The sequence below is a fragment of the Methylorubrum aminovorans genome, assembly GCF_022179725.1.
In the GTDB taxonomy this organism is placed as follows: Bacteria; Pseudomonadota; Alphaproteobacteria; order Rhizobiales; family Beijerinckiaceae; genus Methylobacterium; species Methylobacterium aminovorans.
Window position 1 is genome coordinate 197,846 of record NZ_BPRC01000004.1, and the last position, 19,604, is coordinate 217,449.

At 70.1% G+C, this 19,604-nt stretch carries 19 protein-coding genes; 6 read left to right on the top strand and 13 right to left on the bottom strand.

The genetic code is table 11. From position 1 onward, the window contains the following. Positions 1 to 48: 48 nt before the first annotated feature. Complete coding sequence (locus MFF24_RS08845) at positions 49 to 705, bottom strand: glutathione S-transferase (RefSeq protein WP_238224021.1); 657 nt, start codon at positions 703 to 705, stop codon at positions 49 to 51. Between the two features lie 124 nt (positions 706 to 829). Between MFF24_RS08845 and modC the strand changes: the two genes are divergently transcribed. Next, positions 830 to 1,924 carry a molybdenum ABC transporter ATP-binding protein gene (gene modC / locus MFF24_RS08850; RefSeq protein ID WP_238224023.1) on the top strand — a complete coding sequence of 365 codons (1,095 nt, stop codon included), beginning with the start codon at positions 830 to 832 and terminating at the stop codon, positions 1,922 to 1,924. A 94-nt stretch (positions 1,925 to 2,018) separates the two neighbouring features. Here the strand turns inward: modC and MFF24_RS08855 are convergent, their stop codons facing one another. The 4 genes from MFF24_RS08855 to MFF24_RS08870 form a co-directional block, all read right to left on the bottom strand. Next, a complete protein-coding gene (locus MFF24_RS08855) occupies positions 2,019 to 3,044 on the bottom strand; it encodes a patatin-like phospholipase family protein (protein ID WP_238224024.1) in 1,026 nt (341 codons plus the stop codon). Between the two features lie 101 nt (positions 3,045 to 3,145). Further along, positions 3,146 to 6,355, bottom strand: coding sequence for an error-prone DNA polymerase (locus tag MFF24_RS08860; RefSeq protein WP_238224026.1), 3,210 nt, complete (start codon positions 6,353 to 6,355; stop codon positions 3,146 to 3,148). Next, positions 6,352 to 7,854 carry a DUF6504 family protein gene (locus MFF24_RS08865; protein WP_238224028.1) on the bottom strand — a complete coding sequence of 501 codons (1,503 nt, stop codon included), beginning with the start codon at positions 7,852 to 7,854 and terminating at the stop codon, positions 6,352 to 6,354. The genes MFF24_RS08860 and MFF24_RS08865 overlap by 4 nt, the downstream gene beginning before the upstream one ends. Next, entirely contained in the window at positions 7,769 to 8,542 is a 774-nt protein-coding gene (locus MFF24_RS08870) for an ImuA family protein (protein ID WP_238224029.1), read from the bottom strand. Before MFF24_RS08870 ends, MFF24_RS08865 begins: the two co-directional genes overlap by 86 nt. Positions 8,543 to 8,938: 396 nt before the next feature. Here MFF24_RS08870 and MFF24_RS08875 point away from each other — a divergent pair, with 396 nt between their 5' ends. Further along, on the top strand, positions 8,939 to 9,343 hold the full coding sequence (locus MFF24_RS08875) for a response regulator (RefSeq protein WP_012456783.1): 405 nt from the start codon (positions 8,939 to 8,941) through the stop codon (positions 9,341 to 9,343). A gap of 193 nt (positions 9,344 to 9,536) precedes the next feature. Here the strand turns inward: MFF24_RS08875 and MFF24_RS08880 are convergent, their stop codons facing one another. From MFF24_RS08880 to MFF24_RS08915, 8 genes are all read right to left on the bottom strand, one after another. Then, a complete protein-coding gene (locus tag MFF24_RS08880) occupies positions 9,537 to 9,998 on the bottom strand; it encodes a peptidylprolyl isomerase (protein WP_108942335.1) in 462 nt (153 codons plus the stop codon). Between the two features lie 3 nt (positions 9,999 to 10,001). Further along, entirely contained in the window at positions 10,002 to 10,439 is a 438-nt protein-coding gene (locus MFF24_RS08885) for a UCP034077 family protein (protein ID WP_238224116.1), read from the bottom strand. Positions 10,440 to 10,504: 65 nt separating this feature from the next. Continuing rightward, on the bottom strand, positions 10,505 to 11,044 hold the full coding sequence (locus MFF24_RS08890; protein WP_238224030.1) for a peptidylprolyl isomerase: 540 nt from the start codon (positions 11,042 to 11,044) through the stop codon (positions 10,505 to 10,507). A 25-nt stretch (positions 11,045 to 11,069) separates the two neighbouring features. Continuing rightward, on the bottom strand, positions 11,070 to 11,573 hold the full coding sequence (coaD, locus tag MFF24_RS08895) for a pantetheine-phosphate adenylyltransferase (RefSeq protein ID WP_133089038.1): 504 nt from the start codon (positions 11,571 to 11,573) through the stop codon (positions 11,070 to 11,072). A gap of 127 nt (positions 11,574 to 11,700) precedes the next feature. Next, complete coding sequence (gyrA, locus tag MFF24_RS08900) at positions 11,701 to 14,424, bottom strand: DNA gyrase subunit A (RefSeq protein ID WP_238224032.1); 2,724 nt, start codon at positions 14,422 to 14,424, stop codon at positions 11,701 to 11,703. Positions 14,425 to 14,740: 316 nt separating this feature from the next. Then, the gene (gene mobA, locus MFF24_RS08905; RefSeq protein ID WP_373322676.1) at positions 14,741 to 15,373 is read right to left on the bottom strand and encodes a molybdenum cofactor guanylyltransferase MobA; all 633 of its coding nucleotides are present in this window, start codon (positions 15,371 to 15,373) and stop codon (positions 14,741 to 14,743) included. Next, on the bottom strand, positions 15,370 to 16,497 hold the full coding sequence (locus MFF24_RS08910) for an Mrp/NBP35 family ATP-binding protein (RefSeq protein WP_238224033.1): 1,128 nt from the start codon (positions 16,495 to 16,497) through the stop codon (positions 15,370 to 15,372). The genes mobA and MFF24_RS08910 overlap by 4 nt, the downstream gene beginning before the upstream one ends. 92 nt (positions 16,498 to 16,589) lie before the next feature. Continuing rightward, positions 16,590 to 16,859, bottom strand: coding sequence for a hypothetical protein (locus MFF24_RS08915; protein ID WP_238224036.1), 270 nt, complete (start codon positions 16,857 to 16,859; stop codon positions 16,590 to 16,592). A gap of 148 nt (positions 16,860 to 17,007) precedes the next feature. On the opposite strand from MFF24_RS08915, the gene MFF24_RS08920 reads away from it, so the two are divergent. From MFF24_RS08920 to MFF24_RS08935, 4 genes are all read left to right on the top strand, one after another. Beyond that, positions 17,008 to 17,511, top strand: coding sequence for a pyridoxamine 5'-phosphate oxidase family protein (locus tag MFF24_RS08920; RefSeq protein WP_108942319.1), 504 nt, complete (start codon positions 17,008 to 17,010; stop codon positions 17,509 to 17,511). 158 nt (positions 17,512 to 17,669) lie between these two features. Next, positions 17,670 to 18,968 carry a nicotinate phosphoribosyltransferase gene (locus MFF24_RS08925; protein ID WP_238224037.1) on the top strand — a complete coding sequence of 433 codons (1,299 nt, stop codon included), beginning with the start codon at positions 17,670 to 17,672 and terminating at the stop codon, positions 18,966 to 18,968. Between the two features lie 104 nt (positions 18,969 to 19,072). Further along, complete coding sequence (locus tag MFF24_RS08930) at positions 19,073 to 19,300, top strand: hypothetical protein (RefSeq protein WP_238224039.1); 228 nt, start codon at positions 19,073 to 19,075, stop codon at positions 19,298 to 19,300. Further along, the gene (locus MFF24_RS08935; RefSeq protein WP_238224040.1) at positions 19,297 to 19,590 is read left to right on the top strand and encodes a type II toxin-antitoxin system RelE/ParE family toxin; all 294 of its coding nucleotides are present in this window, start codon (positions 19,297 to 19,299) and stop codon (positions 19,588 to 19,590) included. The genes MFF24_RS08930 and MFF24_RS08935 overlap by 4 nt, the downstream gene beginning before the upstream one ends. Positions 19,591 to 19,604: the final 14 nt, after the last annotated feature.

Below are 19,604 nucleotides of genomic sequence, written 5' to 3' on the forward strand. Positions count from 1 at the left end.
ACGGCGCGGGCGAGGGGCCGGGTCGCCGCATCAGCGGCTCTCCGCGCCTCAGGCGTAGGCATAGGGCCCACCCCGCTCCAGCGCCCGCCCGTAGGCGGGCCGGGCGTGGATGCGGGCCAGCCACTCCGTCACCCGCGGCCCCGTGCCCGTCCCGCGGGCGGCGAAAGCTTCGAGGGGAAAGCTCATCATGATGTCGGCGGCGGTGAAGGCCTTGCCGCAGAAATACGGCCGCTCGGCGAGCTCGTTCTCCCAATAGGCGGCGTGGCGGCGCAGCTCCGGATCGACGAAGCCGCCGGTCACCTTCCCCGCGATCGCCCGCACCAGCGGACGCAGGAGCGCGGGGCTGCCGGGTGCGAGCCGCGAGAACACGAGCTTCAGCAGGAGCGGCGGCATCGCCGAGCCCTCCGCGTAGTGCAGGAAGTAGGTGTAGCGGTCGCGCTCCGGCGTGCCCGGCGCCGGGGTCAGGGCGCCGTCGGCATAGGCGGTGAGGCATTCGACGATGGCACCGGTCTCCGCCACCACTCGCCCGTCGATTTCGATCAGCGGCGACTTGCCCAGCGGATGCACCGCCCGAAGCTCGCGCGGCGCCAGCATCGTCGCGGCATCGCGCGCGTAGCGCTTCACGGTGTAGTCGAGCCCGAGTTCCTCGAGCAGCCACAGCACCCTCTGCGAGCGGCTGTTCTCCAGATGGTGGACGGTGATCATCGCGCGCCTTGTTCGATCCTGCGCCGACAACGCGCCAGTCCGCCCATCGCGCCCCTTGTCTCGGCAGCGGTTTTGCTGAGAAGCGCCAAAGCGGTTTCCAAGAAGGTTTCCTGGTCGAGGCCCTATGACCATCGACGTCGACGTCACCCTCCGCCGCGGCGGCTTCGCGCTCGACGTCGCCTTCAGCGCGGGCGCCGGGCTCACCGCCCTGTTCGGGCGCTCGGGCTCGGGCAAGACCACGGTGATCGACCTGATCGCCGGTCTGGCGCAGCCGCAGCGCGGACGCATCGTCGCCGACGGCACGGTGCTGCTCGACACGGCGCACGGTATCCGCGTGCCGGTGCATCGGCGGCGGATCGGCTGCGTGTTCCAGGAAGCCCGGCTGATGCCGCATCTCAGCGTACGGCAGAACCTACGCTTCGGCCGCCTCTTCTCCCGCGGCCCGGGCGGACCGAGCCTCGAGGCGGTGGCGGATCTGCTCGGCATTGCCCCGCTTTTGGAGCGGCGGCCCGCCGGACTGTCGGGGGGCGAGCGGCAGCGGGTGGCAATCGGCCGGGCTCTGCTGGCGCGTCCGCGGCTGCTGCTGATGGACGAGCCGCTCTCGGCTCTCGACGAGGCCCGCAAGCGCGAGATCCTGCCCTATATCGAGCGGCTGCGCGACGAGGCGGGCCTGCCGATCGTCTATGTCAGCCACGCGGTGGCGGAGGTGGCGCGCCTCGCCTCCACCGTGGTGGTGTTGGAGGCCGGCCGCGTGGCGGCGAGCGGGCCGGTCGATGCCGTGCTGCGCCGGCCCGACCTGATCCCCGACGGCGCGGAAGCCGGCAGCGTGCTCGCCATGCGGGTCGAGCGCCACGACCCCGCGACCGGTCTGACGCGCCTGACCGGGCCGGCGGGTCCGCTCGACCTGCCGTTGATCGACGCCCCCGCGGGCCGCCGCCTCAACCTGCGGGTACCCGCCCGCGACGTGCTGCTGGCGCTGGCGCGGCCGGACGGTTTGAGCGCACGCAACGTCCTGCCGGGCCATATCCTCTCCATGCGGGAGGAGGGGACGGCCTGCCTCGTCGAGGTGACCTGCGGAGAGGCGACGCTGGCCGCCCGCCTCACCCGCGCGTCCGCCCGCGACCTGGGTCTCACGGTCGGGCGCCCGGTCTTCGCCATCGTGAAGAGCGTAGCACTCGATGCAGGAGGCGCGCCGGGGGGCGGACGGATCGAGATCTAGAACACCTTCGGAAGGATGCGCCGGGCGGCAGGGCGGTAACCGGCATCGATCTTTTCGATCAAGCCCCTTGGCATAGGGTGGTCGGCCCGGAGCATCATGGACAGGTGTAGCGGAAGCGGCCCGATGCCGGCGGGGCGGCCGCGAGGTGATCGAGGCCCCGCGCCATGTCGCGCCCGCCCGCCTGCCAGCGGTCGCGGATCGAGGAGGGCGAGAAGTCGAAGCTTTTCGACGCGAGCTGGTCGGCACCGGCCCGGTAGACGAGGTGCAGCAGCGTCGCCACCGGCCCGTCCGGGTCGAGCCACTCGCGCAGGGCGTAGTTGCGCGCGAGCCCCGAGACCGCGCGCCGGGCGGCGCTGGCGAAGATGAGGTCGTTGGCCCGTTCCAGCACCGCGTCGAGCGAGCGCGGCGGGTCGGCCTGCAGGCAGAACAGGTCGAGGGCGATGCAGAGCAGATCGCGGGCCGGCTCGGGCTCGAACAGCGGATCGAGGGGCAGGTTGTTGGTGTAGCCGGCATCGCACAGAAGCCGCCCGTCCACCTCGACCGGCGGGAAGGCCGGCAGCAGGGCCGCGCTCGCCAGGATGTGCTCGGGCCGGATCGTCTGGCGGGTGTTGTCGAAAAAGACCTCCTCGCCGGTCGCCACGTCGATGCAGGCGATGGTGAGCCGGATCTCGGCCCGGTTCAGGCGCTCGAAATCGACCAACCGCCCGAGCGTGTCGAGGAGCGGCCGGTGATCGAACAGGGCAACGTCGTTGGGCACCCAGGGCAGCGCCGACCACAGGCCGGGATAGCGGTGCGTGAAAATGCTGGGCCGCCCCCAGGCCAGCGTCAGGAGCGAGTGCAGCGCGTTGTAGTACTGGCGCGGCTTGAGGAGATCGGTGCCGGAGAAGCCGGTGTGCAGGGTCGCCTCGTTCCAGAATCGGTGGAGCCGCTCGATCCGCTCCTCGGGCGCGTTGCCGGCGATGATCGCGCCGGTGATCGCTCCCATGGATGCCCCCACCATCCAGTCCGGTCGGATGCCGCGGGCCTGCAGAACCTCGAAGGCCCCGGCATGGTAGGCGCCGAGCGCGTTGCCGCCGCCGAAGACGAGCGCGATGTCGCGGTTAGGAGACGTCGTGTGCATGCGGTGGGCTGACCCTTCCTCTATGCCGCGGAGCTGCGGCCGGCATCGGTGCGGGAACCCGGCGGACGCAGGATCGATGCATTGAAAGGGAGCGCCGCCCGTCAGCGAAAGTTTCGCGCCCGGACCGGCAGCGCCGACGCGCGCGGATCGGGTCGGACGCTCTGGCCGGTCTCGTCGCCGCGGCCGGTGCGCAGGGCGATGGCCGCCTCGTCCTCGCCGATCCGCCGCAGCAGGCCGGAGCGATCGAAGAGTTCCGCTGCCACGAGGTGAACGACGTCGCCGACCCGCTGCACCCGGCCGCGGCAGGCCATCAGCCGGGCACCGAGCACGACCCGGCGCTGCCGGTCGAACAATTCGGGGCGGACGATCAGGTTGGCGATGCCGGTCTCGTCCTCCAGGGTCATGAACATCGTGCCCTTGGCCGAGCCCGGCCGCTGGCGCATCAGCACGACCCCAGCCACGACGATCTGCGCCCCGTTGCGCGCCCGCTCCAGCGCGGCGCAGGGCCGCGCGCCGAGACCGGCCAGCGTCTCGCGCAGGAAGACGAGGGGATGCGCGCGCAGGCTGAGGCCCTTGGCGCAGTAATCGGCCACCACCTCGCCGCCCGCGCTCATCGCGGGCAGCGACACGGCGGGTTCGGGCGCCTGCGCCGGTTCGGCCCCCGTCGTCCCGGAGAGGGCGGCGAAGAGGGGCAGGGGGGCGGGTCCGAGGGCCCGGACCGCCCAGGCGGCCTCGCGCCGGTTGAGGCCGAGGGAGCGGAACGCGTCGGCCCGCACGAGACAGGTGAGACTGGCCGCCGGGAGCCCGGCCCGGTCCGCCAGTTCGGGCAGGGAGGCGAAGGGGCGCCGGCCCCGCGTCTTTGCCAGATGCCGACCGTCCCGTTCGGGCAGGCCGCCGGCGAGACGCAGGCCCAGCCGCACCGCGAACAGCGTCCGGCCATCGCCGAGCGGCTCCAGGGTGCAGTCCCAGTCGGAAAAGTTCACGTCGAGCGGGCGGATCGCGACGCCATGGGCGCGGGCGTCGCGGACGATCTGGGCGGGGGCATAAAAGCCCATCGGCTGCGCGTTCAGCAGCGCGGCGCAGAACACGTCGGGATGGTGGCACTTCATCCAGGAGGAGGCGTAGGCGAGCAGCGCGAAGGAGGCGGCGTGGCTCTCGGGAAAGCCGTAGGAGCCGAAGCCTTCGAGTTGGCGGAAGGTGCGCTCGGCGAAGTCGCGCGCGTAACCGTTGGCGACCATGCCCTCGACGAGACGCTCCTGGAAGCGGTGGACACCGCCGGTGAACTTGAAGGTCGCCATCGAGCGGCGCAGCTCGTCGGCCTCGGTCGCCGAGAAGCCGGCGCCGACCATCGCCACCTGCATCGCCTGCTCTTGGAACAGCGGCACGCCCAGCGTCTTGCTCAGCACCGCCTTCAGTTCGGGCGTCGGATAGGTCACCTCTTCGAGGCCCTGCCGGCGGCGCAGATAGGGGTGAACCATGTCGCCCTGGATCGGGCCGGGACGCACGATCGCCACCTCGATCACGAGGTCGTAGAACTCTTTCGGGGCCATCCGCGGCAGCATCGCCATCTGCGCGCGGCTCTCGATCTGGAACACGCCGAGCGTGTCGGCGCGCCGGATCATCGCGAAGGTGGCCGGATCGTCGCGCGGGATCGAGGCGAGATCGTGCGGGTCGTTCTTGATCTCCGCCAAAAGATCGAAGGCGCGGCGCAGGCAGCCGAGCATGCCGAGCCCGAGCACGTCGACCTTCATGAATTTCAGAGCGTCGATGTCGTCCTTGTCCCACTCGATGACCTGACGGTCGGCCATCGCCGCCGGCTCCACCGGCACCAGTTCGTCGAGCCGATCGAGCGTCAGAACGAAGCCGCCGGGATGCTGCGAGAGATGGCGCGGCGTGCCGATCAGCTCGCGGGCGATCTCCAGCGTCAGGCGCAGGCGCCGGTCTTCGGGGTTGAGGTTGAGTTCGCGCAGCTCGCGCTCGCCGACGCCCTCGCTGCTCCAGCTCCAGGTCATGCGGTTGAGGGCGCCGGTGACGTCCTCGGGCAGGCCCATCACCTTGCCGACCTCGCGAAGTGCCCCGCGCGAGCGGAAGCGGCTGACGATGGCGGTGAGCGCCGAGCGGTGGCGGCCGTAGGTCGCAAAGATCCACTGGATCACCTCCTCGCGACGCTCGTGCTCGAAATCGACGTCGATGTCGGGCGGCTCGCGGCGCGCCTCGGAGACGAAGCGCTCGAACAGGAGGTTCTGCTGCGTCGGATCGATCGAGGTGATGCGCAGGCAGAAGCAGACCGCAGAATTGGCCGCCGAGCCGCGCCCCTGGCACAGGATCTTCTTGTCAGAGGCGAAGCGGACGATCGATTCGACCGTGAGGAAGTAGGGCGCGTAGGCCAGCCGCCCGATCAGGTCGAGTTCGTGGCGCAACTGGCGCGTCACCGTCTCCGGCACGCCGGCCGGATAGCGCGTTGCGGCACCGGCCCAGGTGAGCGCCTCCAAGCGCTCCTGCGGCGAGAGCCCATCCTCGCGGGCTTCCGTCGGGTAGGTGTAGGCGAGGTCGTCCAGCGAAAAAGTGCAGGCGTTCGTGATCTCGCCCGCTCGCGCCAGCGCCTCGGGAAAGCGCGCGAACAGGCGGGCGGTCTCTTCCGGGGGTTTCAGGAAGCGGTCGGCGTGGCGCTCCTTGGCAAAGCCGGCCCGGTCGATGGTGAGCCCGAGCCGGATACAGGTCACGACGTCCTGCAGGCGGCGCCGTCCCGCGACGTGGTAGAGGATGTCGCCGGTGGCGACGGTCGGCACCCGCGCGGCCCGCGCCGCGGCGGCCAGGGCCTCGAGCCGTTCCGCGTCGTCGGGGCGGAAGCGGCGGGTCAGCCCGAGGGAGGCGCGGGCGCCGAATTCTTGTTTGAGTCGGATGAGGTTCTCGGCGAGCGACGGCCCGGTCGCGTCCGGGAGCAGGATTGCAAATAGCCCCTCCTGCCACGCTTCGAGATCGCGCCAGGTCAGGCGGCAGCGGCCCTTGCCGCCCCGGGCCCTGCCGAGGCTGAGCAGACGGCAAAGGCGGCCATAGGCGGGCCGGTCGGTCGGATAGACGAGGAGCGGCGCGGCACCATCGTCGAGGTCGAGCCGGCAACCGACGACGAGGCGCACGCCCGTCGCCTTGGCCGCCTGATGCGCCCGCACCATGCCGGCGAGCGAGCCGTGATCGGTCACGCCGAGCGCAGGGATGCCGAGCAGGCTGGCTGCGGAAAACAGCTCCTCCGGGCTCGACGCGCCGCGCAGGAAGGAGAAGTGCGTCGTGACGTGGAGTTCGGGCGTGCTCACGCCTCGCCGAGCCCGTGCAGCCACCAGCGCCCTTGCGCTTCCATCGGCCCGTCGCGAAACAGCCAGAAGCGCTCGCCGGCCTCGGTCTCGACCCGGTAATAATCGCGGGTGAGGTCGGCCTCGGCCTCCGCGACCCACCACTCGCCGAGGATGCGTTCCGGCCCGTCGGCGCGGGCGATGCGGTGGCGGGTGTTGCGCCAGACGAAGAAAAGCGGCGGCGCGTCGGGGATCTCGGCCACGGCCGAGACCGGCTCGGGCGGCGCCAGTAGGCGGGCCGGGCGGGGCAGGTCGGCGGGCCAGACCGCGCCGAGGGGGGCGGCGAGCGCCGGCACGCGGCGCACCGCCCGCTCGGGCAGGTCGCTCTCCACGGGGGCCAGCCGGTAGACGCGGGCGGCCCCGAGGCGCACCAGCAGGGTATCGACCAGGGCGGCGAGGTCGGGCGCCTGCGGGCCGGCGGCGAGATGGCTCGCTTGGCTCTCGGCCAGGGGCTCGACGCGGGAGGCGCCGAGCCACGCCTCCTCGATGCCGAAGCCGGGATCGACGAGGGCGAGACGCTCCGTCAGCAGCCGGGCGAGGTGGGCGGCGTCGCGGCTCGGCCGCGCCGTACCGATCCGGACCGCCTGATCGAGGCGGTCGACACGGGCGAAGACGAGGTCGAGCCGGCGCGCGCCGAGGCCGCGCCGCTCCAGCTCCGGCACGAGCCGGGCGCAGAGATCGGCAACGACCCGCTCCAGGCTCTCGCGCGCGCCGACCGGCTCGGCGAAGCGCAGGGTCACGAGCGGCGTCTCCGGGGCGGCGAGCGCCGTCAGCGGTTCCGGCTCGTGCCCGAGCGCCCGGTCGAGGCGGAACAGGATCTCGGCGCCGAAGCGCAGCCGCAGGGCGGCCCGCGGCTTGTCCGTCAGCCCGCCGATGCGGGTCAGTCCGACCTCCTGAAGCGCCCGCACCGCCTCGGCACCGAGCCGCAGCGCCGCGACCGGCAGAGGGGCCAAAGCCTGCGTCGCACCGCCCGGCGGCACGATTCCGCCCGCGCCGAAGCGGGCCAGCCCCCAAGCACAGCCCGGCGTGTCGGCGAGCGCGAGCCGTGCCGTGATGCCCGTCCGCTCCAGACGGGCGGAGAGGTCGGCGAGCAGGGGCGCCTCGCCCCCGAACAGATGCGCGGCGCCGGTGACGTCGATCAGGAGACCGTCGGGCGGATCGAGGGCGACGATCGGCGCGTAGCGCTGGCACCACAGGCCGAGCCGCTCCAGCGCCGCCGCATCCGCCTCGGGCGCGGCCGGCACGAGATGCAGGCCCGGTATCATCGCCTGAGCCTGGGCGGCGCTCATGCCGGGCGACAGGCCGAGGCGGCGGGCGGCGGCGTCCAGGCCGGCCAGCACGCGCCGCGCGCCGTCCTGCGCCACGGTGACGAGCGGCTCATCGGGCGGCGCGGCGTGGGACCCGCTCCGGCGCAGCCGGTCGGTCGGCCAGGCTGGCAGGTACAGCGAGACGACCCTGCGCATCGCAGGCCTCCACGATCCAAGCTCCCGGCGCCCCGCCGCGGCTGCGCTGCAATTCGAGCCGCCAGCGCGGGCGGCCCATTCGACGCCCGATTTCGTCCGACGGGGCGGGCGCCACCCGCCAGCGGGTTCGCGCGGCGGAGGGCTCCGGCTCGACGGCCTCGCCCGCGCAGAGACGATGCACGACGAGTGCGGTGACGCCCGATCCCTCCGCGGCGAGCTGGAGCCGGCGGGAAGGCGTGAGCGCCATGCGGGTGAGTTCGCCGACGACGCCGGCGAGCCCGCGGTGGCGCAGGCCCTCTTCCATGGCCGGCAGCACCTCGGCATCGCGCCACGTCTCGCAATAGACGACGCGATCCGGGTGGAGGCCGACGCGGGCGAGCGCCGGGGCGAACAGGTCGCGGCTGTGCAGGCACCACAGCACCGGCCCGTCGAGCCGGGCGAGGATGCCGCCGGCGAACAGCACGGCGGTGGCGGCGTAGCGCCCACGCGGCCCGCCCTCGTGGATCTGGTGGAGCGCACCGAGCGCCAGCCCGCCGCCGGGCAGGGCCGCGTCGAGCCCTGCGACGCCGAAGGGCATGGTGGGGACGATTTCGGGCCCGGCGCCATGCCCCGTGCCAAGCCCGACAGAGTCCGTCAGCCGGCGAAGCTTGGCCAGGGTCGGCGCAGCGGGGGAGCGGAGAGGGGGCATGGGTTACGGGTTCGAGGGTTGAGGTCTACGGCGCTTCTTAGAACAAAGAGTGAACACACCTGAGCCGTAACCCGTCAACCGCTTGTTCGTTGCCATCCCTGTTGAAAATGCGGATTTTATTCCGGTTCTCGACTTGACCGCCAAACCGACGAGGTTTTCGCCTTGAAGCCCTGCACGCAACGCGGGTGCGACGGCTTACCCCACCTCAAATCAGCATGCGTCACCGCGGCGGATGCAACAAAACTGTCTGCTGTTGCCGATGAACGACAGACGTTCGCCCCGGCCGTTCTATCGTAATGTCTGCCGGGAACTTTGCCGGAGGATGTCGCGTGGGATGCGCAATCTGCGTTTCTCCCGCGAGCTCTCAAGATAAGCCAGGGTCATGAGTGACCGGTCATGAGTGACGCACGACCCACCGACCGCCGGCCCGTCATCCTCGTCGTCGAGGACGAGCCCGACGAGCGCTACCTCGCGGCCGAATTGCTGGAGGAGAAGGGCTTCGAGGTGATCGAGGCCGAGACGGCGGAGCGCGCCCTCGACATCCTGCGCCAGCGGGGCGACGGAATCGACGTGGTGTTCTCCGACGTGCGCACGCCGGGCACGATCGGCGGTTTCGAGCTGGCCCGGATCATCGGCGTGACCTGGCCGCGCATCCGCCTGCTGCTGACCTCGGGCGATGCGGGCGACCAGCCGAGCGACCTGCGCGTCACGGCGACCTTCATGCCCAAGCCCTGGCGGGCACCGGAGATTCTGACGTGGCTCGAAGAGGCCGCGGGGCTCCGGGAGCCTCCGGAGGGGTAGGTCAGCTTCACTGCAAGATGCCCCCTGCCGGGGGATGAAGCGAGGCGGCAGCCGACGGTGAGAAGGCTTGGCCGGAGGAGGCTCATCCTCGGACGTCCCGCACCGCCGCTCCGGCTGCGCCTACGCTTCCCGCAGACACGACAAGGTGCCTGAGGGCCTCTCCCCGCACAGCGGGGAGAGGGGAAAAGCGGGCTTACGCCGCGGCGACGGTCGCCTTCACGATCCGGTCGGGGTCGTTCACGGGCTCGCCGCGCTTGATCGTGTCGACGACTTCCATGCCCTCGATCACCTTGCCCCACACCGTGTACTGGCGGTCGAGGAAGCGGGCGTCGGAAAAGCAGATGAAGAACTGCGAGTTCGCCGAGTGCGGGAAGTTGGTGCGCGCCATCGAGCAGGTGCCGCGCACATGCGGCTCGGCGTTGAACTCGGCGTTCAGGTCGGGCAGCTCGGAGCCGCCGGAACCGGTGCCGGTCGGGTCGCCGGTCTGGGCCATGAAGCCGTCGATGACGCGGTGGAACGGCACGCCGTCGTAGAAGCCCTGGGAGGCCAGGGTCTTGATCCGCTCGACGTGGTTGGGAGCGAGGTCGGGGCGCAGCGCGATGACGACGCGGCCCTTCGTGGTCTCCAGGACGATGGTCTCGTTCGTCTCTGCCATGGCTTAAATTCCCTGTCCTTTGGGTCCGTCGTAGATGAAGCGCAGCGCCAGGGGGCGCCCCGCGATGGCTCCGCCGAGAGCCGGGGTGAGCCGGACCGGCGTGCAGCGGGCGATCGCGTCGAGCGTCGCCCGTATCAGGATGTCCCGGGTCCGCGTGTCGCCCGGCGCCTTGGCGAAGGTGATCTGCGGTGTGCCGATCACCGAACCGTCCCGGCGCAGCGAGAGACGCGCCGTGATTTCCGCCCGCTCGAACCGGCTCAGGCCTTCCGGCACCCGCCAGCAGGCAGCGAGCGCCGGATAGAGCGCTCGCAAGGTGTCGGCCGGGGCCGGCTCCGGCCCTGCCGCGGGCAGCGGCACATGCTGCGTGCCCCGCAAGGTCTGGGGCAGCGTGTGCCAGGGTTCAATGCCCTCGAACGCACACGCCCTGCCCGGTGCGAGCAGGGCGAAGCCGGCCGTGAAGAGGCCGGCGAGTTGGCCCGCCCGGCGACGCCCGGTGCGTGCGGCCGCTATTGGCCGCCTCCAAGGGTCATCTTCACGATCTTGTCGGGGTCCTGCACCGAGCCGTTATTGGCCTTGGAGCCCTTCTTGATCTTGTCGACCACGTCCATCCCGGAGGTGACGACGCCGACGACGGTGTAGTTGTTGTTCAGGAACTCGGCGTCGCCGATGCAGATGAAGAACTGCGAATTGGCCGAGTTCGGATCACCCGAACGGGCCATGCCGACGGTGCCGCGCTTGAACGGGGCCGAGGAGAACTCGGCCGGGATATTGGGCAGGGTGGAGCCGCCGGTGCCGTTGCCCTTGGGATCGCCCGTCTGGACCATGAAGCCGTCGATGACGCGGTGGAACTTCAGGCCGTTGTAGAAGCCTTGGCCGATCAGCGTCTTGAGCTGCTTGACGTGCTTCGGCGCGATCTCCGGACGCAGCTCGATCGTGACCCGACCGTCCCTGGTCTCGAGGGTGACGGTGTTCTCGCCCGCCCGCGCCGGGGCGGCGAGGAGCATGGCGGAGAGGGCGAGGCCGAGGACGGCGTGGCGGCGATTCATGCGGGCAAAAGCTCCGTGGTGAGGATCAGGATTTCGCGAAACGCGCGGCGAGTTGCGCGGCCACGACCGGCGGCACGAAGGGCGAGACGTCACCGCCCATGGCCGCGATCTGGCGCACCAGGGTCGCCGTGATCGGCCGCACGCCGGTGGAGGCGGGCAGGAACACGGTCTGGACCTCGGGGGCCATCGCGCCGTTCATGCCGGCGAGCTGCATCTCGTAGTCCAGATCGGTGCCGTCGCGCAGGCCGCGGATGAACAGGCGGGCACCGCAGCGCCGGGCGGCCGAGACCGCGAGGTCGTCGAAGGTGACGACCTCCAGGCTCGCGCCTTCGGCGGCGGCCAGCGGCCCGCAGGTCTCGCTGAGCAGGGCGGCGCGTTCCTCGGCCGAGAACAACGGCGCCTTGCCCGGATGCACGCCGATGGCGAGCACCAGCCGCGGCACGAGGCGGCAGGCCTGCCGCACCACGTCGAGGTGGCCGTTGGTGACCGGATCGAAGGAACCGGCGTAGAGGGCGGTGCGGGTCGTCACGGGAACGGGCCTAGAGCATTTTCCCCGCAAACGGAACCGCCGCCGGCGCCGCTTCGTCACATCCCGCCGTCATTCCGGGTTCCGCTAAGCGGCCCCGGGATGACATGGCGTCGGAAGGGGCCGGGCCTCAGGCCTCGTCCTCGCCGTTCTCCTCCTCGCCCTCGATGTGCTCCACCGAGACGACGCGCTCGGCCTTGTCGGTGTTGAACACCGTCACGCCCTGCGAGGCGCGGCCGACGATGCGGATGTCGTCCACCGGCACGCGGATGAGCTGGCCGGCATTGGTGACGAGCATGATCTGGTCGGAGGCTTCCACGGGGAAGGAGGCGACGAGATGGCCGTTGCGGGCGTTGACCCGCATCGCCGTGATGCCTTTGCCGCCGCGGCCGGAGGTGCGGTACTCGTAGGAGGAGGAGCGCTTGCCGAAACCGCGCTCGGATAGCGTCAGCACGTACTGCTCGGCAGCGCCCATCTCGCTGTAGCGCTCCTGAGAGATCGCGGCTTCCGCCGTGCTCTCCTCGGCCTCCGCATCCCCCTCGTCGCCGGCATCGCCGATCACGGCGCGGCGCATCTTCAGGTAGCCGGCCCGCTCCTCGGGCGAGGCATCGAAGGCGTTGAGGATCGCCATCGAGATGACGCGGTCGTCCTTGGCCAGCGAGATGCCGCGCACGCCGGTCGAGTCGCGGCCCTTGAACACGCGCACATCCTCGACGGGGAAGCGGATGCACTGGCCGAGTGCCGTGGTGAGCAGCACGTTCTGGTCGGCGCGGCAGATCTCGACATGGACGATGTGATCGCCCGGATCGAGCTTCATCGCGATCTTGCCGTTGCGGTTGACCTGGACGAAGTCCGACAGCTTGTTGCGGCGGACATTGCCGGAGGCGGTGGCGAACATCACGTCGAGCGTCTCCCAGGACGCCTCGTCCTCGGGCAGCGGCATGATGGTGGTGATGCGCTCGCCCTCGTTCTGCAGGTGCAGGATGTTGACGAGCGCCTTGCCCCGCGCGTTCGGCGCGGCCACCGGCAGGCGCCAGACCTTCTCCTTGTAGGCTTGACCCTGGTCGGAGAAGAACAGGACCGGCGTGTGGGTGTTGGCCACGAACAGCCGCGTGACGAAATCCTCGTCGCGGGTGGCCATGCCGGAGCGGCCCTTGCCGCCGCGCTTCTGCGCCCGGTAGGTCGAGAGCGGCACGCGCTTGACGTAGCCGGCGTGCGACACGGTCACGACCATGTCCTCGCGGGCGATCAGATCCTCGTCCTCGACGCTGAAGTCGGAATCGATGATCTCGGTCTTGCGGGGCGTCGCGAAGAGTTCGCGCACCTCGGCGAGCTCGTCCTTGACGATCGCCTGGATGCGGGCGCGCGAGCGCAGGATGTCGAGGTAGTCGGCGATCTCGTCGGCGAGCTTCTTCAGCTCGTCGCCGATCTCGTCGCGCCCGAGGGCGGTGAGGCGCTGCAGGCGCAGATCGAGGATGGCGCGGGCCTGTGTTTCCGACAGGCGGTAGGTGCCGTCATCGGCGACGCGGTGGCGCGGATCGTCCACCAGCGCGATCAGCGGGGCGATGTCGTGCGCCGGCCAGTCGCGGGCCATCAAGAGCTCGCGGGCGGTGTTCGGGTCCGGCGAGGTGCGGATCAGCCGGATCACCTCGTCGATGTTGGCGACCGCAATCGCCAGACCGCACAAGACGTGGGCGCGCTCGCGCGCCTTGTTCAGCAGGAACTTGGTGCGCCGGGAGACGACCTCCTCGCGGAAGTCGTTGAAGGCCAGGAGCAGGTCCTTCAGGTTCATCAGCTCGGGCCGGCCGCCGTTCAACGCCACCATGTTGGCGCCGAACGAGGTCTGGAGCGGGGTGTAGCGGTAGAGCTGGTTCAGAACGACGTCGGCCATGGCGTCGCGCTTGATCTCGACGACGATGCGCATGCCGTCGCGGTCGGATTCGTCGCGCAGGTCCGAGATGCCCTCGATGCGCTTGTCCTTGACCAGCTCGGCGATCTTCTCGATCAGCGTCGCCTTGTTCACCTGATACGGGATCTCGGTGAAGATCAGCGCCTCGCGCTCCTTCCGCAGCTCCTCCACATGCGAGCGGGCGCGCATGATGATCGAGCCGCGGCCGGTGGTGTAGGCCTGCCGCGTCCCGGCGCGCCCCAGGATCATGCCGCCGGTGGGGAAGTCGGGGCCGGGCACGATCTCGTTGAGCGCCTCGATGGTGAGGGCCGGATCGTCGATCAGCGCCACGCAGGCATCGACCAGTTCGCCGAGATTGTGCGGCGGGATGTTGGTGGCCATGCCCACCGCGATGCCGCCCGCGCCGTTGACCAGCAGGTTGGGGAAGCGGGCGGGGAGGACCGTCGGCTCCTCGTGGGCCTCGTCGTAGTTGGGTCGGAAATCGACGGTGTTCTTGTCGATGTCGGTCAGCAGCGCGACGGCGGGCTTGGCGAGCCTCGATTCGGTGTAGCGCATGGCCGCGGCGGGATCGCCGTCGACCGAGCCGAAATTGCCCTGCCCGTCGATGAGCATCAGGCGCATCGAGAAGTCCTGCGCCATGCGGACCAAGGCGTCGTAGATCGATTGGTCGCCGTGGGGGTGGTACTTACCGATCACGTCGCCGACGATGCGGGCCGACTTGACGTATTTGCGCTCCGGCAGATGCCCCGACTCGAAGGCCGAGTAGAGGATGCGCCGGTGCACGGGCTTGAGTCCGTCGCGGGCATCGGGCAGCGCCCGGCTCACGATCACGCTCATGGCGTAATCGAGATAGGAGCGGCGCATCTCGTCGGTGATGGAGACGGGCTTGATGTCGGTCGCCGGCGGGGGCGTGCCGGCGCCGGGAGCGTCCTTGTCGTCTGCCAACGTCGTTCTCTCGTTCTTCTGTTCGGTTCACCCGCTGCCAAACGCCACCGGGTCGGACGGAAAGGCCAGCACGGGGCGACCCCTCCGATCCACTCCCTCATCCTGAGGTGCCCGCGTCAGCGGGCCTCGAAGGATCATCCAGCCATCGCGCGGGACCTGGAGGATCCTTCGAGGCCGCTTCGCGGCACCTCAGGAGGAGGACGTCGGACGGGACACCCCGCCAGCAGCCAAAGGCCGTCGTTTCAGTTACTTAAATATGAATTACGAGGCTTCGGCACAACATCCGAGCGCCGGCGGACCGCGCTTTGCCGCGCCCTTATCCCCCACGCGCCAGCATCGCCTCGGCGGCCGCCAGATCCTCCGGCGCGTTGAGGTTGAGGAAGGGATCGACCGGCTCCACCGGCCAGGACGCCACGGCCGCCCCGTGCCGCTCGATGAAGCCTCCGACCCGCCGCTCGCCGCGCCCGAGCCAGTCACGCAGGTCATGGCGCAGATCGACCGGCCAGAGGGCGGAGGTGAAGTGGCACCGCTCACCCGACGCCGCCAGCGCAATCGGCTTGCCCTCGGCCGCCGCGGCGACGAGCCGGGCGACGAAGTCGTGCGGCAGGAACGGCGCGTCGCCGGGCACGCTCGCGACATGAGTGACGCCCGGCAGAGCCGCGGCAGCCTCCATCCCGGCGAGGATACCGGCGAGGGGCCCCGGATGATCCGGGATCGTATCGGGCAGGATGGCGCCGGAGAACACGTCGCGGAAGCGGGCCGGGTCGCCGTTGGCACTGAGCGCGAGGCCGCCCGCGCATTGCGGCTCGAAGCGCTCGGCGACGCGCTGCAGCAGGGTGCGCCCGGCAAGACGGCGCAGGGGCTTGTCGCCCCCGCCCATCCGCCGCGACAGGCCGCCGGCCAGGATCAGGCCCAAAACACGCGACCCGGAGACCGGGGGGAGACTCACTCGATGACGATCTTGGGCGCCGCCCGGCCTGCGGGCGCGCCGGTGAGGTTGCCCCAGAGCTTTTGCGCGATCTCGCGGTAGACCTTGGCCTGCGGCCCGTCCGGATCGGTCGCCACCACCGGGCGGCCGGCATCCGAGGTCTCGCGGATCGCCATGGTGAGCGGGATCTCGCCGAGGAACGGCACCTCCAGCCGCTCGGCCTCGTGGCGGGCGCCGCCATGGCCGAAGATCGCCGAGGCATGTCCGCAATTCGGGCAAATGAAGGTCGCCATGTTCTCGATCACGCCGAGGATCGGCACCGAGACCTTGCGGAACATGGTCACGCCGCGGCGGGCATCGATCAGCGCCAGATCCTGCGGCGTCGAGACGATGACGGCGCCCGAGAGCGGCGTCGCCTGGGCCATGGTGAGCTGGGCGTCACCCGTGCCCGGCGGCATGTCGACCACGAGCACGTCGAGCTCGCCCCAGGCCACGTCGCGCAGCATCTGGGTGATGGCCGACTGCACCATCGGCCCGCGCCAGATCATCGCCGATTCGGGCTCGATCAGCAGGCCGATCGACATCGCCTTCAGCCCGTAGGCCTGCAGCGGCTCCAGGGTCTTGCCCTCGATCACCCGCGGCTTGCCGGAAAGCCCCAGCAGCTTGGGCACCGAGGGGCCGTAGATGTCGGCATCGAGCAGGCCAACCTTAAGCCCCTGCGCGCCGAGGGCGAGCGCGAGGTTGCAGGCGGTGGTGGATTTGCCGACGCCACCCTTGCCGGAGGCCACCGCCACGATGTGGCGCACGCCCGGCAGCGCATTGCCCTGACGCGGCGGCGGCGCCACGCCGGGTCCGGGCGGGCGCGGCGCAGCACCCTGAGCCGGCACGTTCGACCCGCGCTCGGCGGTGAGGCTCGCCAGCACGCTCGACACGCCGGGCAGGGCCAGCACGCGCCCTTCCGCCTCGCGGCGCACGGACTCGAACCGCTCGGCCTCGCTCGGATCGATCCGAATCGAGAACATCACCCGGTTGCCCGGATCGATCACCACCTGCGAGAGCCGGCCGGAGCCGGGCAGGGTGGTGCTGCCGTCGTCCACTGAGACGGTCGAGAGCGCCTTCAGCACGTCATCGCGCGTGATCGCCAAAACTCGTACTCCATCGGGCGCCGGGACGGGATCGAGCCCGCTTCCGTTCATCTAACCGCGCCTGCGGGAAACACCAGCCCGGGCGACCCGTCTCAGCGCCGTCCCGGCGGAACCGCGATCAGGTTGCACTGTTCCATCGGCCCGCGCACGACTGAACCATCGCCGCGCCGGTAGACCCCTCGGCGGACATGCCGGCAGCCGACGGGGCCGCGCAGCCGCTTCACCCGCTCGATATGGACGCTTCGGTAGCGCCGGTTCGAGAAATCGTGGCCGCCGATGCGCACGCCGGGGCCGAACCGCACCTCGGCGGAGGCCGGCACGGCCAGGGTGACCAGCAACAAGGCAAGCAACGCAACCCTCATCCCACTCTCCGGCAAAGCTTCGGGGGCGCCCCCTGAACCAAGATCGGCTTCGCTCGTTGTCGAGGCAATCGCCGGGCGGCGAACCCTCGACCAGGGTCGCCCGCTCAGCCCGGCTCGCGCCATTGACGACAGACGGAGTACGCATTCCATGCACCAGGGCAACCATCGCGACCACGAGGGCGCGAAGAAGCTCTTTGAGCTGACCAAGGACGTCAAGGTCGCGATGCTGACCACGGCCGACCAGAACGGGACGCTCAACAGCCGCCCGATGTGGAACAACGAGATCGACGAGAACGGCGACATCTGGTTCTTCACCAAGCTGCACAGCCCGAAGACCGCCGAGATCGGTCGCGACAATCAGGTCAACCTCGCCTACTCGGATCCGTCGAGCCAGACCTACGTCTCGATCGCCGGCAAGGCCGAGGTGATCCGCGACCAGAAGCTCATCGACGAGAAGTGGCAGGAGAGCCTCAAGACGTGGTTCCCCAACGGCAAGAACGATCCCGAGGTCGGCCTGATCCGCATTCACCCTGAGCAGGGCGAGTACTGGGACAGCCCGTCCTCGACGATGGTCCACCTCTACGGTTACGTGAAGGCCTCGCTCACCGGCGAGAGCCCGAAGACCGAGACCAAGAAGGTCAACCTCGCCTGATCCTTTCGGGAGTGGGCCTCGCGCCCCTCCACGGATGTTCGGCGTCCCTGCCTGCGGCAGGGGCGCCTTTTTTGTTATGACGCCCCGCGTCCGCCGCCGTTGATCGCCGGAACGATCCGTCCCAAGCTCGGCCGACGCTCCCCGAACACGGACGGCCCATGATCGACCTCGCGAAGCGGGTCTACGACCACAACTTCCGCATCGACCCGATCGTGCGCTCGCTGCTCGATACGGATTTCTACAAGCTGCTGATGGCGCAGATGATCTTCCGCCGTCACCGCGACGTCGACGTCACCTTCGCGATCCAGAACCGCACGAAGAGCGTGCGCGTGGCCGACGAGATCGATCTCGGGGAGTTGCGGGCGCAGCTCGACCATGCCCGCACGGTTCGCTTGAGCCGGGGCGAATCCACTTGGCTGCGCGGCAACACCTTCTACGGCAAGCGCCAGATCCTCTCCTCCGACTTCATGGCGTGGTTCGAGGAATTCCGCCTGCCGGACTACGAACTCGAGGTGCGCGAGGGGCAGGTGGCGCTCACCTTCCACGGCCCCTGGGTCGAGACCACGCTATGGGAGGTGCCCGCACTCGCCATCCTCAACGAGCTGCGCTCCCGCGCGGTGCTGCGCGGCCTGGGCAAGTTCGAGCTCCAAGTGCTCTACGCCCGCGCCATGACCCGCGTCTGGGAGAAGATCGAGCGCCTGAAGCGCCTGCCCGATCTCTCCATCGCCGATTTCGGCACCCGGCGCCGCCACGGCTTCCTGTGGCAGGATTGGTGCGTGCAGGCGATGAACGAGGGCTTGGGCGAGCGGGCTTTTCTGGGCACCTCGAACTGCCTGATCGCCATGCGCCGCGAGGTCGAGGCTGTCGGCACCAACGCCCACGAATTGCCGATGGTCTACGCCGCGCTCAGTGGCGACGACGATGCGGCGCTCGCCCAGGCGCCCTACGCGGTGCTCGCCGACTGGCAGCAGGACTATGCCGGCAACCTCCTGGTGGCCTTGCCCGACACCTACGGCACCACCGGATTTCTCGCCAACGCGCCCGACTGGCTCACCGCCTGGACCGGCATCCGCATCGACTCGAAGGAACCGATCGAGGGCGGCGAGGAGGCGCTCGCCTTCTGGCAATCAAGGGACTGCGACCCGCGCGAAAAGCTCGCAATCTTCTCGGACGGGCTCGACATCGACGACATCGAGGCGATCCACGCCCATTTCCACGGCCGCATGCGGATCGGCTACGGCTGGGGCACGCGGCTCACCAACGACTTCCGGGGTCTCGTGCCGGAGGGCCGCCTCGACCCGATCTCGGTGGTCTGCAAGGTGACGCAGGCCGAGGGCCGCCCGACGGTGAAGATCTCCGACAACCCGAGCAAGGCCCAGGGACCGGCGGCGGAGGTGGAGCGCTACAAGCGGGTGTTCGGGGTTGGCGAGCAGGCGGCGATGGCGGTGGAGGTGTAAGCCAGATTTCCCTGGACGCATGCTGCCGAAATCGGGCCGTTCTCCATCGCAGTGACTTCGCTCAACCGGCTTTCGAACGCTCTTGAGTCGTGCATAATGGACGCATGACCGAGCTTCTCAACAGGGCCATCGCGCGTATCCGCGCGCTTCCGCCGGAAACGCAGGACAACATGGCCCGCGTCCTCTTCAGCCTTGCCGGGGACGAGGAAGCGGCTCTTGCGCTGACGCCGGAGGAGGAAGCCTCGTTCGTCCGGTCTCGGGCCCAGGCTGCCCGTCGCGAGTTCGCGACGGATGAGGAGGTTCGGGCAATCTGGGCAAAGCATGGCCTGTGAGACTGCGCTTCACGCCGGACGCCGCCGCTGAACTCGACGCGGTCTTGATGTCGATCGCGGATGAATCGCTCCAAGGAGCCCGCCGCGTCCAACGCCGCATTCAGGCTGTGATCGACCTGCTCCTCCGGCATCCGCAGAGCGGGCGGCCGACCAGCCTCCGGCCCATGCGCCGGATCGGAGCAACACCCTACCCCTACCTGGTCTTCTACGAGGCGACCGAGGAGGAGGTCGTGATCCTCGGCATCCGGCACGCCGCCCGCGACCCGGCCTCCATGCCGGATCAATCATGAACGCGACGGGTCGG